Raw genomic sequence first — 16159 nt, 5'->3', positions numbered from 1 at the left:
TGGAGCCGCCGGGTACCGCCCCCGGGTCCGATCCGCTTATTACGAGCGCGTTTATGTCCATAGTTCCCGAAGGAACAACACATACATAGGCAAACTGAGTGGCTTTGCAAAGGGGGTATGCGGGCGAAAACTTTCGTACGAGTCGTACGCTTAACCCCCGATTTTCGTACGAAAAAAGCAGGTATATCAAAACCCTTCGTACGAGTCTTACGAAACTCGGGCGCTCAAAGCTTGCCGCGGAGATATTCCATGACCGCCGGACGCACCGATTGCGCGCCTTCATCGCGGGCGCGGTCGATCACGTTGCGCAGCTCAATGAGGTTGGTGCGGCGCAAAATAGATTTGACCGGGCCTATGGAGGCGGGGCGCATCGAGAGGCTGTCGAGGCCGATGGCGGCGAAACAGGCGGCCTCGACGGGGCGGCCTGCGTCCTCGCCACAAAAGCTGAGCGGGGTGTTGGTTTCGGCGCAGCGGTCAACGATATGCTCGATGAAGCTCAGGAAGGAGACGTTAAGCGTGTCATAACGCTTGCGCACCAATTCGTTTTCACGGTCGGCGGCAAAGAAGAACTGCTTGAGGTCATTGCCCCCGATCGAGAGAAAATCCACAGCCTCGAAAAAACTGTTCGTGGCATAGGCGAGCGAGGGGGTTTCCAGCATCGCGCCCACCTCAATACTTTCGGGCAAGGGGTGGCCAAGGATGCGTTCGCGTTCAAGCGCCTTGTCCATCTCGGCGCGGGCGGCGAAATATTCCTCGCGCTGCGCGATGAAGGGAAACATCACCGTCAAGGGGCGCCCTGCGGCGGCACGGACGAGCGCCTGAAGCTGCATTCGCATCACACCCGGCTTGTCAAGCGCCACGCGCACAGCGCGCCAGCCAAGCGCCGGGTTTGGTTCCTCCACGGCCTTCATGTAGGGCAACACCTTGTCGGAGCCGATATCGAGCGTGCGAAAGACCACGCGCTTGCCCTTGGCGGCATCCATGACGCGCGAGTAAAGCTCACTCAATTCGGCGCGCTTTGGCATGTGGTTGCGTATGAGGAATTGCAACTCGGTCCGAAACAGGCCGACGCCTTCGGCGCCGGAACTTTCCAGACTGGGCAAATCGGCCATCAGACCCGCGTTCATATGCAGTGCGATGCGTTGGCCGCAAAGGGTTTCCGCCGGTTTTTCGCGGATCGAGGCATAGCGCTCTTGCGCCTTCGCCTGCATCGCCATCTTGTCCCGGAAGGCCGCGACCACGGTGTCGTCCGGGCGCAGGTGTACGATTCCCTGCTCGCCATCGACAAGGATATGGTCGCCGTTCAGCGCTTCGTTGGTAATACGACTTGCATGGATGACCAGCGGGATCGCCAAGGCGCGCGCCACGATGGCCGCATGTGAGCCGACCGAGCCTTCCTCGAGGACGATGCCTTTCAGGTTGCGACCATAATCCAGCAACTCGGCAGGGCCGATATTGCGGGCAATCAAAATCGGATCTGCGGGCATTTCCGCACCGGTTTCATGACCTTGGCCAGTCAGGATGCGCAGGAGGCGGTTCGAGAGGTCATCCAGATCGTGGAGGCGTTCGCGTAGATAGGGATCGGTGACCTGACCCATGCGGGCACGGGCGGTGGATTGTTCCTTTTCCACGGCGGCCTCGGCCGAAAGGCCGCGGGCGATGTCTTCCTCCATCCGTCGCATCCAACCCTTGGAGTTGGCGAACATCCGGTAGGCCTCTAACACCTGCAATTGTTCCTTGTCGCCGGTCTTGGCCGTCGAGAGCATGCGGTCGACACCAACGCGCAAGTTTTCCACGGCCTCGTTGAGCCGTTGCATTTCGCGGTGTGGATCCTCGGCAATCGGATTGGTCACCACCACACGCGGTTCGTGCAGCCATACATGCCCTTGCGCGGCTCCTTCCTGGGCCGAGGTTCCACGGAACAAGACCGCTTGTTGGTGACGGGCGGACATGGCCGCACCTTCGCCCACGAAAGCACCCAGTTCGGCCATCTCGGCGATGACCATGGCGACGACTTCGACGGCATAGACCTCTTCTTCGGAAAAGATGCGCGAATCCTTGGATTGGACGACCAATACGCCCAGCATCTCGCCAAGACGCTGAATCGGCACACCAAGGAACGCGGAGTAGGCTTCTTCGCCGGTTTCCGGCATGAACCGAAAGCCTTTTGCCCCGGGGGCATCTTCGGTGTTGACGATCGTCCCGGTGCGCGCCACCCGGCCCACCAGCCCTTCGCCAAGCTTCATGCGGGTTTCGTGCACAGCGTCCGGGTTCAAACCTTCTGTGGCGCAAAGCTCAAGCGTATCTTCATCGCGAAAAAGGTAGATCGAGCAGACCTCGGTCTTCATTTCTTCGGCGATCAGCAGCGTGATGCGGTCGAGCCTTTGTTGACCGGCGGCATCTTCGGCCATGACGGCCCGCAGACGTGACAGCATTTGGCGGCTGTCTGTTTCGATATGGTCGCTGGAGCCTGTCATCGCGTGAATGGACCTTTCGAGGCGGCCAAGGTGGACCTTGAGCGGTCTTGGTTAAACCACAGGTTACACTCTTTGTGAAACGTCAATGTTGCGTATTGGAGTGTCGTTTGCGCAACATTGTGCCGCACATGCTATGGTTGTGTTCTGCGGAGGAAAGAAACTTTCGTTGATGCTTCGCGCGGGTGCGCGTACGCGCCAGGGACAGGGCGCGGCTGGCACGGTCCACAACACTGCGTGACCCGAGCGCCAGTAAGATTGTTTTGTCTATCGCTGGTGTCTTGCAGTGGGCTCAGGCAGTCTTGTCCAGCTCGAAAGCGTCGTGCAGGGATTGCACGGCCAACTCCATGTACTTGCGATCAATCAAGACCGAGATCTTGATCTCGGAGGTTGCGATGACCTTGATGTTCACACCTTCGTCGGACAGCGTTTTGAACATTTTCGCGGCGACGCCCGATTGGCTGCGCATACCGATGCCCACGGCTGAGACCTTGGCGACGTTGGTGTCGGCCACGAGGTCGTGGTAGTTGATCTCGCCGCGCTCCTTGGCTTCGGCAAGAGCCTTTTCGGCGCGCGCCACCTGATCGGTGGGGCAGGAGAAGGTCATATCGGTGCGGCCTTCTTCCGAGATGTTCTGAATGATCATATCGACGTTGACGCCCGCATCCGACAGCGGCCCGAAGATGGCGGCGGCGATGCCGGGGCGGTCGGCAACGGAAATGAGGGTCATTTTCGCCTCGTCGCGGGAATAGGCGATGCCGTTTACAACATTTGATTCCACGATTTCCTCCTCGGCGCAGACCAGGGTTCCTGCGTCGTCTGATTGTTCTTCGAAGCTGCTGAGAACGCGCAGCTTGACGTTATAGCGCATGGCCAGTTCGACCGAGCGGGTTTGCAGCACTTTCGCCCCAAGCGAAGCCAGTTCGAGCATTTCCTCGAAGGCGATGCGATCGAGTTTGCGGGCCTTGTCGGCGATACGGGGGTCGGTGGTGTAGACGCCATCGACATCGGTGTAGATATCGCAGCGCTCCGCGTCGAAGGCAGCGGCAAAGGCCACGGCGGTGGTATCCGAGCCGCCCCGTCCAAGCGTTGTGATGCGGCCTTCGGGCGAGATGCCCTGGAAGCCTGCGACCACGGCGACGCGCATCCCGTCGGCGAATTTGGCGTTGATGTTGTCGGTCGGGATTTCCTCGATGCGGGCGGCGGAATGGGCAGAAGTGGTCTTGAGCGGCACCTGCCAGCCCTGCCAACTGCGCGCCGGGACATCCATTTCCTGCAAGGTGAGCGCCATGAGGCCAGCGGTGACGTTTTCGCCCGAGGAGACCACGGCATCGTATTCCCGCGCGTCGTAAAGCGGTGAGGTTTCGCCCACGAAACCCACCAGTTTGTTGGTTTCCCCCGACATGGCCGAGACAATGACGATCACGTCATACCCCTTGGCCACTTCGACGCCCACGCGCTTGGCGGCACGGCGGATTCGGTCAAGCGTTGCGACGGATGTGCCGCCGAATTTCATCACGAGAACGGGCATTGAGGCGTCCTTACAGCAGTCTGTGCGCCATGTACGCGGCCTTGCGGGGAAGGGCAATAGGCGAGGTGCCGCAGGCCTGCCACGCTGAGAAGCGACCAAGGTACAGGTCGCTTTCCGCCCGGAAAGCGCCGCAACGGCTTGATCTGCCCGCTAAAGGGTTGTTACCCTTCCCGGACGGAGAGCGGACAGGGCTGTGCCTTCTCTCAAATGACAAGAGCAACGGACTCATCCGCGGTGCCGTTCGCGTAACTAGGGAGCCGCCGATATAGGCCAGACGTGCCAAGCCATGGGGTGACGAATACGCCCCAAGGTAGAGCAAGCGGCGGATCGGCAATCAATCAAGGGGGGCCTTCATGGCCGATGAATCAACAAATCAGGGTATTCCTGCGCCCGAGGGGCCAGCGGATATCATTGAGACCGATTACGAGATCGGTCAGGATAATATCGAAACGAAGATCGGGCCATTCGGACTGGACATTCACAACCCGGTCTTCTTCATCTCGGGGCTGGCGGTTGTCATCTTCGTCTTTTACTCACTCGCCTTGCCAGATCAGGCAAGCAATGTGTTCAGCTGGTTGTTTTCGGCTGTCACCAAGGGGTTTGACTGGTTCTTCCTCGGGGCTGCAAACATCTTTGTCCTTTTCTGCCTGCTATTGATCGTAACGCCCTATGGCAGCGTGCGCCTTGGCGGGGCAAACGCGTCGCCCGATTATGGCTATATCGGTTGGTTCGCGATGCTATTTGCGGCCGGTATGGGTATCGGTCTGCTGTTCTTCGGTGTCTCTGAACCGATGAGCCACTTCTCAAGCTCGCTTGGCGGCACTTCCGTCGGGGAAGATGGTATTCGGACCGACTGGGCCCCGGCGGGTGCTGCGGGAGGTGACGAGGCTGCGGCGCAACGCCTTGGCATGGCGGCAACGATTTTCCACTGGGGGCTGCACCCTTGGGCAATCTATGCGGTTGTGGCACTGGCTCTCGCGCTCTTTAGCTATAACAAAGGCCTGCCGCTGACCCTGCGCTCCGCGTTTTACCCGCTGTTCGGGGATCGCGTGTGGGGTTGGACCGGACACATCATCGACACACTGGCGGTTTTCGCAACGCTCTTTGGTCTGGCGACATCGCTTGGCTTCGGGGCGGAACAAACCGCGTCTGGCTTGACGTTCCTGTTCGGCTCCGGTGATGCGGCGGAAGGCACACGCGCCTTCATGGGCATCACCTATGGCAACAGCGAGGAAAGCGGCGTCGCCAACAACCCGCTCCTTCTGGTGCTGTTGATCACTGCGATCACGGCGGTTGCTTTGGTGTCGGTCATCCGCGGCCTGGATGGTGGCGTGAAAGTTCTGTCGGAGATCAACATGGGGCTTGCGGCGCTGCTGCTTCTCTTCGTGTTCTTCGTCGGTGGCCCGATCTTCCTGATCACGCTGTTCTTTGACAGTATCTGGGCCTATTTCCAGAACATCTTTGCACTGTCCAACCCGTTTGGTCGGGAAGACGTGAACTTTAGCCAAGGCTGGACTTCGTTCTACTGGGCGTGGTGGATCTCCTGGTCACCCTTCGTTGGTATGTTCATCGCCCGTGTGAGCCGTGGCCGCACCGTGCGTGAATTCATCGTCTGCGTGCTGTTGATTCCGACCACCGTTTGCATCCTGTGGATGACTGTCTTCGGTGGTACCGCGCTCAACCAGGTGGTGGCCGACGGCTATACCGCCGCCAAGGACGCGCCGCTGGAACTCAAGCTGTTCCAGATGCTTGCGGCCTTGCCATTGGCAACCATCACCTCGGTGATCGGCATCGTGCTTGTGATCGTGTTCTTCGTCACCTCGTCAGACTCCGGCTCGCTTGTGATCGATACGATCACCGCAGGCGGCAAGGTTGACGCGCCGGTGTCGCAGCGTGTGTTCTGGTGCATCTTCGAAGGCGCGGTTGCGATCGTGCTGTTGATCGGTGGCGGCCTCGCGTCGCTGCAATCGGCGGTGATTTCGACCGGTTTGCCTTTCACGCTGGTTCTGCTGGTGATGTGCTATGCCATCTGGAAAGGTCTGGCGAGCGAGAAGCGCTAAGCCTTTTTTCAGACTATGAAACAGCCGGCCCCGGAGAGTTCCGGGGCCGGTTTTTTGTGTCCGCGCTCAGCGGCCCTGACGGGCCTTTTCGCGACAAAGCCCGTCAGGGCTACGGAGCGGGGATTGCGGGAGGATGGAAAATCGCCTTAGCTTGCCCACAAGCAATGAGGAGGCCCCCAGATGCAGCTTGATACCGATTTCGTGCGAAGCCAGTTTCCGGCGTTTTCCGAGGCCTGCCTCGAGGGACAGGCGTTTTTCGAGAATGCGGGCGGGTCTTATACCTGCGGGCAGGTGATTGACCGACTGACGCGCTATTACAAGCAGCGCAAGGTGCAACCCTATGGCCCCTATGAGGCAAGCCGGTTGGCAGGGGAGGAGATGGATGAAGCGCGCAGCCGTCTGGCCGCGCTGTTGGGGGTAGCCTGTGATGAGGTGAGTTTTGGACCCTCGACCACGCAGAACACCTATGTTCTGGCGCAGGCCTTTCGCCAGTGGATGCAACCGGGCGATGCGATTGTCGTGACCGATCAGGACCATGAGGCCAATTCGGGGCCGTGGCGGCGCTTGGCCGAGGAGGGAACCGAGGTGCGCGAGTGGCGCATTGACCCGGAAACCGGGCTGCTGCGCTTGGAGGATTTGGAAAACCTGTTGGATGAGCGGGTGCGCTTGGTCTGTTTTCCGCATTGTTCCAACGTGGTGGGGGCGATCAACCCGGTGGTCGAGATCACCGCCGCCGCCCATGCGGCGGGGGCCTTTGTCTGCGTGGATGGGGTCAGTTATGCGCCGCATGGCTTTCCGGATGTGGGTGGCATGGGGCCGGATATTTACCTGTTCTCTGCCTATAAGACCTATGGTCCGCATCAGGGGATCATGGTGATGCGTCGCGAGTTGGCCGAGTTGTTGCCCAATCAGGCGCATTATTTCAACGCAGACACTTTGTACAAACGCTTTACGCCCGCTGGCCCGGATCATGCGCAGGTGGCGGCCTGTGCGGGGATGGTGGATTATGTGGATGCCTTGGCGGCACATCACGGGATCGCCGGGGATGCCGCGGCGCGCGGGCAGGGGGTGCATGACCTGATGCGTGACCATGAGGTGGAATTGTTGCAGCCTGTCCTTGATGCGGTGAAGGATCGCAATTCGGTACGTTTGTTGGGGCCTGCGGAGGCCGAGGGACGTGCGCCGACGGTGGCCTTAGCCTTGGCGCGGCCCGGTGGCATGGCTGCCGAAGAGCTGGCTGCGCGGGGCATCATGGCGGGCGGTGGTGACTTTTACGCAGTGCGGCCTTTGGGGGCCATGGGGGTGGACCCGGAAAAGGGCGTATTGCGCCTGAGCTTCGTGCATTACACGAGCCGTGACGAGGTGGATAACCTTTTGAATGCCTTGGAGGATATTCTTTGATCCGGGGCGCGTTGCGGGCCGTAGAAAGGTAAAATACCCCGGGGGCAGAGCATGAGTGACAATCGACCGACAATTCTATGGCTGCGGCGAGATTTGCGGTTGAGCGATCATCCGGCCTTGGAGGCGGCGATGGCGCGGGGCGGGCCGGTGGTGCCTGTGTTTATCTGCGATGATCTGGTCGAAGGCTTGGGGGCTGCGCCCAAATGGCGCTTGGGCCTGTCGCTGGCCGATTTGGCCGGTCGGCTTGAGGGGCTGGGCAGTCGGTTGATCCTGCGGCGAGGTGACGCCTTGGAGGTCTTGCGCGGCTTGGTCAAGGAGCTGGGGGCAGGCACGGTCATGTGGTCGCGGCTCTATGACCCTCAGAGCATTGAGCGCGACAAAAATGTGAAGGCGGCGTTGAAAGAGGATGGCGTGGAGGTTGAAAGCCACGCGGGGCACCTGCTTTTTGAGCCGTGGACGGTGGAGACCGGCACTGGGGGTTTTTACAAGGTCTATACGCCGTTTTGGCGGGCGGTGCGGGGCAGAGAGGTGGCCGCCCCCTTGTCTGCGCCGACGGATATTTCGGCCCCCAAGGCGTGGCCGGCCAGCGATAGCTTGGATGATTGGCAATTCGGCCGCGCGATGAACCGTGGAGCCGAGGTTTGCCGGCCTTACCAACGTGTGGGTGAAGAGGCCGCGCAAGGGCGGCTTGGTTGGTTTATGGGGGAGGCCGTAGGGAGCTATGACGAGGCCCGGGATTTGCCGGCTGAGGATGGCACCTCGGGTCTGTCGGAGAACCTTGCGCTTGGTGAGATTTCGCCGCGCCGGTGTTGGCATGCGGGCCTGCGTGCGATGGAGGAAGGCAAGCCGGGGGCCGAGACATGGCTGAAGGAGCTGGTCTGGCGCGAGTTTGCCTATCATCTGATTTACCATACACCGCATATAACCGAGCAGAGCTGGCGAGAGGAATGGCGCGGCTTTCCGTGGTCCGAGGAAGAGGACACCGAAAAGGTCATGGCGTGGAAGCAGGGGCGAACCGGGGTGCCGTTTGTCGATGCCGCCATGCGCGAGATGTATGTGACCGGAAAGATGCACAACCGTGCGCGGATGATCGTGGCCTCGTATTTGACCAAGCATTTGATGACCCATTGGCGCGTTGGGCAAAAGTGGTTCGAGAACTGCCTGACCGATTGGGACCCGGCCAGCAATGCCATGGGTTGGCAATGGGCGGCGGGCTCGGGCCCGGATGCAACGCCTTATTTTCGGGTTTTCAACCCCGAGACGCAGGCCAAGAAGTTTGACGCGCAAGGCACCTATTTGCGGCGGTGGATTGCCGAAGGACAGAAAGGGCCGACGAAGACCGCGTTGAGCTTTTTCGATGCCGTGCCGAGGGCATGGAGCCTTAATCCTCATATGCCTTACCCGGACGAACCTATCGTTGGCTTGAAAGAGGGCCGGAGCCGCGCGCTTGATGTTTATGAGACTTGGAAAGGCTGACCAATGGGAAAAACCCTTGCCGAAACCGACCCTCGCGCCATAGCCTTTAACCAAGAACAACAAGGAAACGGGATGATCCTGACGGAGACAAAAGGGCAGGCCAACCTGCCACGGTATTTTTCGCAGTGTTACGGCGTGGCCAAGCAGCTTGAGCATGGGCGCTTGGATATTCGTCTGGAAGATGGGCGGGTGTTTCGCGCCGATGGGGCCAAGCCAGGGCCGGTGGCCGAGATCGTCGTGCATGATGGCGATGTTTTTGCCCGGATGGTGCGCGAGGGTTACCTTGGGTTTTGCGATGCCTATCTGGAGGGCTGGTGGAGCACCCCGGATTTGCAGGCCTTCATGGACCTCGTGAATGCCGGGAATGACGAGATGTACAATGGCTATCCCGGCCAGAGCCTTGTGCAGCTTTACGAGAAAATCCGCTTCTGGTTTCAACGCAATACCAAGACACAGGCGCGTAAGAACATCAGCTATCACTATGATCTGGGCAATGATTTTTACGGGCTGTGGCTTGATGATACGATGACCTATTCCTCGGCCATATTCGAGACGGGCCAAGAGAGCCTTGAAGCGGCGCAGATCAAGAAATACGCCAGTATGGTTGATCAGATGGGGGTAAACCCGGGCGATCATGTGCTTGAGATCGGTTGTGGATGGGGCGGTTTTGCCGAATATGCCGCTGCCGAACGGGGGCTGAAGGTGACCTGCCTGACCATCAGCGAGGAACAGTACAAATACGCGCGCGACCGGATCGAGAAGGCGGGGCTTTCGGACAAGGTGAACTTCAAGTTGCAGGATTACCGCGATGAGCGCGGCACCTATGACGGGATCGCCAGTATCGAGATGTTCGAAGCGGTGGGGCAGCGGTATTGGCCCGTCTACTTTGACACGTTACGCGAACGGCTGCGCCCCGGAGCGCAAGCCACCCTGCAGATCATAACCGTGGAAGACAGCCGTTGGGACGCTTACCGAAAAGGCGTGGATTTCATTCAAAAATACATTTTCCCCGGGGGGATGTTACCCAGTCCGAAGGCCCTGCGCCATGAGGTGGAGCGCGCGGGCCTTCAGGTGAAACGCTCTATCGAGTTTGGTGACAGTTACAGCCAGACGCTGCGCCGGTGGCATGATACATTCAACGAGAAATGGGACGAAGTGGCCAAAATGGGCTTTGATGACCGGTTCCGCCGGATGTGGAATTTCTATCTCACCTCTTGTGCGGGAGCCTTCCAAGGGGGTAATTGCGATGTGACGCAGATTACAATCGCAAGGCCAAGGTAGGATGCCCTATACGGATCGAATGCCCACTGCGGGTAAATTTGTGACTGCCTTGGGATTGGCGGTTCTTGGTTGGATCGCTTCCGAGATGATCCGCGACGTGATGCCCCCACATACGGATTTCGGGGCCTTCAATTACGTGAACGTGGTCTTGGGTTTGCTTTGCGGCTGGTTCGTTGCCGGGACGCGACTAGGCTATGGCTATCGCTATGGGCTGAGTGCGGGGCTGACTGGTATCGTGGCCTTGGTATTCTGGGGGTTGTTCCTTCAGAGCTTCAACCAAATGATCGCCGAGTCACTTCGAAAGCGGTACGGCGGTCCGTTTGAAGCCTTCGAGGGCATGTTCAATATCGCTGTGGATTATGGCCAGTATCTTTTGAACGGGCCGCTTTGGGCCTTGCTTTTGGGTGGCGGCGTGCTTTTTGGTTTGATCGGGGAATGGGCCGAACAGAAGTGGCAGTGAGCCGATGATCGAGCTGTTTCTTTGTGGCCCTTGGGCGCGCTCATCGTTGATGAACCGTTTGGGCATGGACGCGGGCCGCGATGCGGGGCTGACCGATATGCGCCTTGTGGGGTCAGAGGACTCGATTTTTCCATTCTACACAAAGCGGCGCGGGGACAAGATTTCTGGCCGGATTGTTAATGCCGATGACGAGGCTTTGGCGCGTTTGCGGTTCTTGTCGGATGTTTTGGACTGGCAGATGACGCCCTGTCAGGTAGAGGGCCGTGCGGTGCAGGCCTTCTTGCCGCCTGAAGTGGCGGGGGGAGACCTGTGGAGAGCCGATGCTTGGGCCACGGCGTGGGAAGATATCGTAACCTTGGCGGTTGGAGAGATTTTGGGGCATCGGGGCCGGTTGTCTGCCGCGGAGTTGCGCGGGCGATTGCATATGGTCTATTCGCGCGCCTCGGCGCGGGTGGCAGCGGACCGTGGTGTTCCTGCAAATCTGCGATCGGCGACCACCATCGACAAGGTGGAGTGCCTGACTTGTGAAACGTCACATGCGGGCTTCTTCTTGACCCGCGCTTACGAATTGCGACATCCGGGATTCGACGGTGCGATGAGCCCACGCCTGCGGCGCGAAGTGTTCGTTGCGACGGATGCGGCGATCATCTTGCCATATGATCCGCTGCGTGATCGCGTTCTTCTTGTCGAGCAATTCCGGATGGGGCCTTATGGCCGCGGCGATGTGCGGCCTTGGATGCTTGAGCCGGTGGCCGGGCGTGTTGATGCCGGTGAGGATCCGGTTGAAACGGCGCAGCGCGAATGCCTGGAAGAGGCGGGCGTGAACCTGCAAAGTGTCGAGCACATCAGCAGCCACTACTGCACGCCTGGATGTTCGACCGAGTATTTTCATCTCTTTCTTGGGTTGTGCGAATTGCCTGACATGGAAAACCGGCTGGGTGGTCTGGATAGTGAAGACGAAGACATTCGAACCCATGTGATTCCATATGACGACGCGATGCGTCTTTTGCAGACCGGTGAAGCGGACAACGGGCCATTGGTTTTGAGCCTGTTGTGGCTACAACGAGAACGCGCGCGTCTGCGCGCATCGGCTTGAGTTCGAAAGCCACAGGTTCTAAGTCTGGTACACAATTTCTGCCGCAAGGAGTCTTGGGCGCATGCAAGTTTCGAAAGATCTGGCCGAAGCCGTCGGAAACACACCCTTGATCCGGTTGCGCCGGGCAAGCGAGGAAACCGGCTGTGAGATTTACGGCAAATGCGAGTTTTTGAACCCCGGCCAGTCTGTCAAGGATCGGGCCGCGTTGTTCATTATTCGTGACGCGATGCAGCGGGGTGAACTGCAACCGGGCGGTACGATCGTTGAAGGCACCGCCGGCAATACCGGGATCGGCCTTGCGCTTGTCGGGGCGTCGATGGGCTTCAAGACAGTGATCGTGATCCCCGAGACGCAGAGTCAGGAAAAGAAGGACATGCTACGGCTTGCCGGGGCAGACCTTGTTCAGGTGCCGGCGGCACCCTATTCAAATCCGAATAATTTTGTACGATATTCGGAGAGATTGGCAGGGGAGCTTTCCAAAACCGAACCAAATGGCGCAATATGGGCCAATCAATTCGACAACGTCGCCAACCGTCAGGCGCATGTCGAAACCACGGGGCCGGAAATCTGGGACCAGACAGATGGCAAGGTGGATGGGTTCATCTGTGCCTGTGGGTCTGGTGGGACGCTTTCGGGCGTGGCCATGGCCTTGCAATCCAAGGGGGTCAAAATCGGCTTGGTCGACCCCATGGGGGCAAAGCTGTATTCCTACTACACCACCGGAGAGCTTGAGGCCGAGGGCGGGTCTATCGCGGAAGGGATCGGCCAAGTGCGGATCACCAAGAACCTCGAAGGGCTGAAGCCCGACTACTGTTACCAAGCCACCGATGAAGAGGCGCTTCCCATCGTTTTTGACATGCTCGAGGAAGAAGGGCTTTGCCTTGGTGCCTCGTCGGGTATCAATGTGGCCGGTGCGATGAAAATGGCGCGCGACATGGGGCCGGGTCATACAATCGTGACCGTGCTTTGCGATTATGGCACCCGCTACCAGTCCAAACTCTTCAACCCGGAGTTCCTGCGAGAAAAGAATCTTCCGACGCCTGGTTGGTTGGATCAGGCACCTCGCAGCATACCGGGTGTCTTTGTCGAATGATGGGGCGTTTGATCCGCCTGATTTGCCTTCTTCTGGCACTGGTTGCCGGGACGATTGTTGCGGTGCCCAGCTTCGGGCCGTCAGCGGTTCATGCTCAACAGGGCGCGCCGAGCACCCCGGACTATGAGCGGTGGTCCACTGTCGCGACGCGCGCAGAGGAGGCTATTGAAACAAGCCGGGCCTCGACCGCGGCCCTGGAAACCCTGCGCGAGGAACTGGTCAATTGGCGTCAACAGTTTCAAAATGCGCAGACTTCCGAGTCATCGGTGATCAGTACCGTACGCAGTCAACTCGAGGCGCTTGGTCCGACACCCGAAGGCGGACAAGAATCAGCGGATATCTCGCAACAGCGCGAGACTTTGAATGCGCGACTGGCCGATTTGCAGGCCCCGGTGAAACGTGCCGAACTGGCACACAGCCGTGCTGACGGATTGATCAAGGGGATTGATCAGATCATTCGCGACCGACAGACCGACGAGTTGCTGGAGTTCGGTCCTTCGCCAGTGAATCCGGTACATCTGGCGGATGGGGCCACGGCATTATTCAAAAGTGGCCATGTGCTGCATTCCGAGTTCCTGGCTGCTTGGTCGAACCCGACGCAGTTCGACGAGGCCAAGGAGAATTTACCTGCCGTTGCGGTGCTGTTGATCGTGGGCGTCATTCTTGTTCTGCGGGGACGGCGTTGGAGCAAGCGGCTGACGCGGCGCATTCTTAAGGACAAACCCGGTGCGGGTCGCTGGATTGCCGGGTTTTTCGTGTCCCTTGGCAGCTTGTTTTTGCCCTTTGCGGGGATTTTCGCGATAACCGAGGCCGCCTATGCAACGGGTCTTGTGGGGCTGCGGACCGATCAGTTTTTGTCGGCGCTCTTGCGGGCAAGTTTCGTGTTCCTTCTTGCCCGCTGGCTGGCCACGCGCATCTTTCCGGCGGACGACCTGCGGTTGCCACCTCTGAACCTTGGTTCAGATGAGCGCATGGCCGGTCGTTGGTATGCGGCGACGCTTGGCCTTGTGATGGCGATCTACATGCTTCTGCGCGAGGCTGCAGGGTCGATGGGCTGGACCGAAGCCGCATCGAATGCGATCTTGTTCCCGGTTATGGTCGCGTCAGCGCTGTTGCTGTGGCGGTTGGCGCGGCTTTTGTACCTGCACGCGCTCAATTCCACTGAACAGCCGGGCGATGAGACCTTTCGCGCCCGTACAGCGCGCCTATTGTCCCGCGTGCTGCTTGTTCTGGCAGTTGTGGCACCGGCCTTGGCCGCAGTTGGATATTTCAAAGCAGCGCAATCGCTAATCCTGCCGTCTTTGTTTTCACTTTTACTCTTGGCGGCGCTTTTGGTGCTGCAACGCTTTGTCGTTGAGCTTTACGTATTGCTGAGCGGCAATCGCGAGGGGGCGGCGGATTCCCTGATTCCGGTACTTATCGGCTTTGTGCTGATTATTCTGTCGATACCGTTTTTCGCCTTGATCTGGGGCGCGCGGGTGGCGGACCTTACCGAACTTTGGACGCAGTTCGTGGAGGGTGTCACCATTGGTGAGACACGGATTTCACCGACGATTTTCCTGACGCTGGCAATTGTTTTCGGCATCGGTCTCGTGGTGACACGATTGTTGCAAGGGGCGCTGAAGAACAGTGTTCTGCCGAAAACCAAGATCGACCCCGGCGGGCGTAATGCGATTGTATCCGGTGTCGGCTATATCGGGATATTCCTTGCGGCCTTGATTGCCATAACGAGCGCGGGCATCGACCTTAGCAGTCTGGCCATCGTTGCCGGTGCGTTGTCGGTCGGGATTGGCTTTGGCCTTCAGAACATCGTTTCGAACTTCGTTTCGGGGATCATTCTGTTGATTGAACGGCCAATCTCGGAGGGCGATTGGATCGAGGTAGGCGGACAGCACGGGACGGTGAAGGACATCTCGGTGCGGTCGACGCGGATTGAGACCTTCGACCGGACCGATGTGATCGTGCCGAACGCCGATTTCGTCAGTGGCACGGTGACGAATTACACCCGTGGCAACACCGTGGGACGGGTGATCGTTCCGGTGGGCGTGGCCTATGGGACCGATACCCGCAAGGTCGAGGACATCCTGTTGGAAATCGGTGAGGCGCATCCCTTGGTTCTCGCAAATCCGGCACCCTACGTGGTGTTCCAGGGCTTTGGCGCAAGCTCGATGGATTTCGAAATCCGCGCCATCCTGCGTGACGTGAACTTCGTGTTGAACGTCAAATCGGACATGAACCATGAAATTGCGCGCCGCTTTGCCGAAGAAGGAATCGAGATACCCTTTGCGCAACAGGATATCTGGCTGCGCAATCCAGAGGCGTTTGCTGGGCAATCGCGGAGTGTTGCCTCGTCTGATGCATCGGCGCATATCAACGAGGCTGATCTAAGCGATGCGGACCCGGACACCGGCACCGACGGGGATGGAGGCGATGCATGAGCGAAATGCTGTTTCGCGATGATCCCTACATGACGCGCGCCAAGGCGCAGGTCGTGGCGCATACGCCTGAGGGTGGTGTCGTATTGGATCGGTGCCTGTTTTATCCGACAGGGGGCGGGCAGCCGGGTGACAGTGGACGTTTGGAATGGGATGGCACGTCATTAGATCTGGCAACGACAGTGAAGACCGATGCTGGCGAGATCGCGCTCGTACCCGCAGAGCCGCAGGCGCTTCCCCCAGTGGGGTGCGAGGTTGTGCAAGTCTTGAACTGGGAGCGGCGGCACAAGCATATGCGGATGCACACCGCGCTGCATTTGCTTTCGGTCGTGATTCCCTTGCCGGTGACAGGCGGGGCTATCGGCCCTGAGAAAAGCCGATTGGATTTTGATATGCCAGAGGCGCCGGATGACAAGGAAGGGCTTGAGGCAGAATTGAACGCGTTGATTGATCGCGATCTTGCGGTGACGGAAGACTGGATCACCGATGCGGAACTGGCAGCCAACCCCGGTTTGGTCAAGACGATGTCTGTAAAACCACCGCGCGGGGCAGGGCAGGTGCGGCTTATACGGATTGGTGAGGGCGATGAACAGGTTGATCTGCAACCCTGTGGCGGCACCCATGTGGCGCGCACTGGTGAAATCGGGCGCGTGAAGATTGGCAAGGTCGAGAAAAAGGGCCGGCAGAACCGGCGCGTGTCGATCCATCTGGATTGCTGAGAAAGCCGCGCAAAACCCCCTTGCGCATGGCTATCACCCGGCGTTAAAGAGGGCGCCACGGAGAGGTGGCCGAGTGGTCGAAGGCGCACGCCTGGAAAGTGTGTAGGCGGGAAACCGTCTCCAGGGTTCGAAT

General features: G+C 59.2%; 11 protein-coding genes and 1 other RNA gene. 9 read left to right on the top strand and 3 right to left on the bottom strand.

Going from position 1 to position 16159, the window contains the following annotated elements:
• The 3 genes from ssrA to QZ498_RS16055 all read right to left on the bottom strand — a co-directional run.
• Positions 1 to 115: a transfer-messenger RNA gene (gene ssrA / locus QZ498_RS16065) on the bottom strand; the annotation flags it as partial.
• 109 nt (positions 116 to 224) lie between these two features.
• Complete coding sequence (gene ptsP, locus QZ498_RS16060) at positions 225 to 2477, bottom strand: phosphoenolpyruvate--protein phosphotransferase (protein ID WP_294624065.1); 2253 nt, start codon at positions 2475 to 2477, stop codon at positions 225 to 227.
• A 289-nt stretch (positions 2478 to 2766) separates the two neighbouring features.
• Complete coding sequence (locus tag QZ498_RS16055) at positions 2767 to 4005, bottom strand: aspartate kinase (RefSeq protein ID WP_294624063.1); 1239 nt, start codon at positions 4003 to 4005, stop codon at positions 2767 to 2769.
• 353 nt (positions 4006 to 4358) lie between these two features.
• On the opposite strand from QZ498_RS16055, the gene QZ498_RS16050 reads away from it, so the two are divergent.
• From QZ498_RS16050 to QZ498_RS16010, 9 genes are all read left to right on the top strand, one after another.
• Positions 4359 to 6065: a BCCT family transporter gene (locus QZ498_RS16050; protein ID WP_294624061.1), complete on the top strand. Its 1707-nt coding sequence runs from the start codon at positions 4359 to 4361 to the stop codon at positions 6063 to 6065.
• Between the two features lie 180 nt (positions 6066 to 6245).
• Positions 6246 to 7466: an aminotransferase class V-fold PLP-dependent enzyme gene (locus tag QZ498_RS16045; RefSeq protein ID WP_294624059.1), complete on the top strand. Its 1221-nt coding sequence runs from the start codon at positions 6246 to 6248 to the stop codon at positions 7464 to 7466.
• A gap of 51 nt (positions 7467 to 7517) precedes the next feature.
• Positions 7518 to 8942 carry a deoxyribodipyrimidine photo-lyase gene (locus QZ498_RS16040; protein WP_294624057.1) on the top strand — a complete coding sequence of 475 codons (1425 nt, stop codon included), beginning with the start codon at positions 7518 to 7520 and terminating at the stop codon, positions 8940 to 8942.
• A gap of 72 nt (positions 8943 to 9014) precedes the next feature.
• Positions 9015 to 10223, top strand: coding sequence for a cyclopropane-fatty-acyl-phospholipid synthase family protein (locus tag QZ498_RS16035; protein WP_294624067.1), 1209 nt, complete (start codon positions 9015 to 9017; stop codon positions 10221 to 10223).
• A 1-nt stretch (position 10224) separates the two neighbouring features.
• Positions 10225 to 10683 (top strand): TrgA family protein, encoded by a 459-nt coding sequence (locus QZ498_RS16030; protein ID WP_294624055.1) that lies wholly within the window; start codon positions 10225 to 10227, stop codon positions 10681 to 10683.
• Positions 10684 to 10687: 4 nt separating this feature from the next.
• On the top strand, positions 10688 to 11779 hold the full coding sequence (locus tag QZ498_RS16025; RefSeq protein WP_294624053.1) for an NUDIX domain-containing protein: 1092 nt from the start codon (positions 10688 to 10690) through the stop codon (positions 11777 to 11779).
• Positions 11780 to 11840: 61 nt separating this feature from the next.
• Entirely contained in the window at positions 11841 to 12872 is a 1032-nt protein-coding gene (locus tag QZ498_RS16020) for a cysteine synthase A (RefSeq protein ID WP_294624051.1), read from the top strand.
• Positions 12869 to 15310 carry a DUF3772 domain-containing protein gene (locus QZ498_RS16015; protein WP_294624049.1) on the top strand — a complete coding sequence of 814 codons (2442 nt, stop codon included), beginning with the start codon at positions 12869 to 12871 and terminating at the stop codon, positions 15308 to 15310. The genes QZ498_RS16020 and QZ498_RS16015 overlap by 4 nt, the downstream gene beginning before the upstream one ends.
• Positions 15307 to 16026: an alanyl-tRNA editing protein gene (locus QZ498_RS16010; protein WP_294624047.1), complete on the top strand. Its 720-nt coding sequence runs from the start codon at positions 15307 to 15309 to the stop codon at positions 16024 to 16026. Before QZ498_RS16015 ends, QZ498_RS16010 begins: the two co-directional genes overlap by 4 nt.
• Positions 16027 to 16159 lie beyond the last annotated feature (133 nt).

This window comes from uncultured Roseovarius sp., from assembly GCF_913057115.1.
Classification (GTDB): domain Bacteria; phylum Pseudomonadota; class Alphaproteobacteria; order Rhodobacterales; family Rhodobacteraceae; genus Roseovarius.
The sequence above is the reverse complement of the archived record's forward strand: the minus strand, read 5'-3'. Positions and strand labels throughout refer to the sequence as shown.

Bases quoted from the DNA above. Each gene is read 5' to 3' on its own strand.
- QZ498_RS16045 (WP_294624059.1), top strand. From the start codon at position 6,246: ATGCAGCTTGATACCGATTTCGTGCGAAGCCAGTTTCCGGCGTTTTCC.
- QZ498_RS16035 (WP_294624067.1), top strand. From the start codon at position 9,015: ATGATCCTGACGGAGACAAAAGGGCAGGCCAACCTGCCACGGTATTTT.
- QZ498_RS16025 (WP_294624053.1), top strand. From the start codon at position 10,688: ATGATCGAGCTGTTTCTTTGTGGCCCTTGGGCGCGCTCATCGTTGATG.
- QZ498_RS16020 (WP_294624051.1), top strand. From the start codon at position 11,841: ATGCAAGTTTCGAAAGATCTGGCCGAAGCCGTCGGAAACACACCCTTG.
- QZ498_RS16055 (WP_294624063.1), bottom strand. From the start codon at position 4,005: ATGCCCGTTCTCGTGATGAAATTCGGCGGCACATCCGTCGCAACGCTT.
- QZ498_RS16030 (WP_294624055.1), top strand. From the start codon at position 10,225: ATGCCCTATACGGATCGAATGCCCACTGCGGGTAAATTTGTGACTGCC.
- QZ498_RS16015 (WP_294624049.1), top strand. From the start codon at position 12,869: ATGATGGGGCGTTTGATCCGCCTGATTTGCCTTCTTCTGGCACTGGTT.
- QZ498_RS16050 (WP_294624061.1), top strand. From the start codon at position 4,359: ATGGCCGATGAATCAACAAATCAGGGTATTCCTGCGCCCGAGGGGCCA.
- QZ498_RS16040 (WP_294624057.1), top strand. From the start codon at position 7,518: ATGAGTGACAATCGACCGACAATTCTATGGCTGCGGCGAGATTTGCGG.
- QZ498_RS16010 (WP_294624047.1), top strand. From the start codon at position 15,307: ATGAGCGAAATGCTGTTTCGCGATGATCCCTACATGACGCGCGCCAAG.
- ptsP (WP_294624065.1), bottom strand. From the start codon at position 2,477: ATGACAGGCTCCAGCGACCATATCGAAACAGACAGCCGCCAAATGCTG.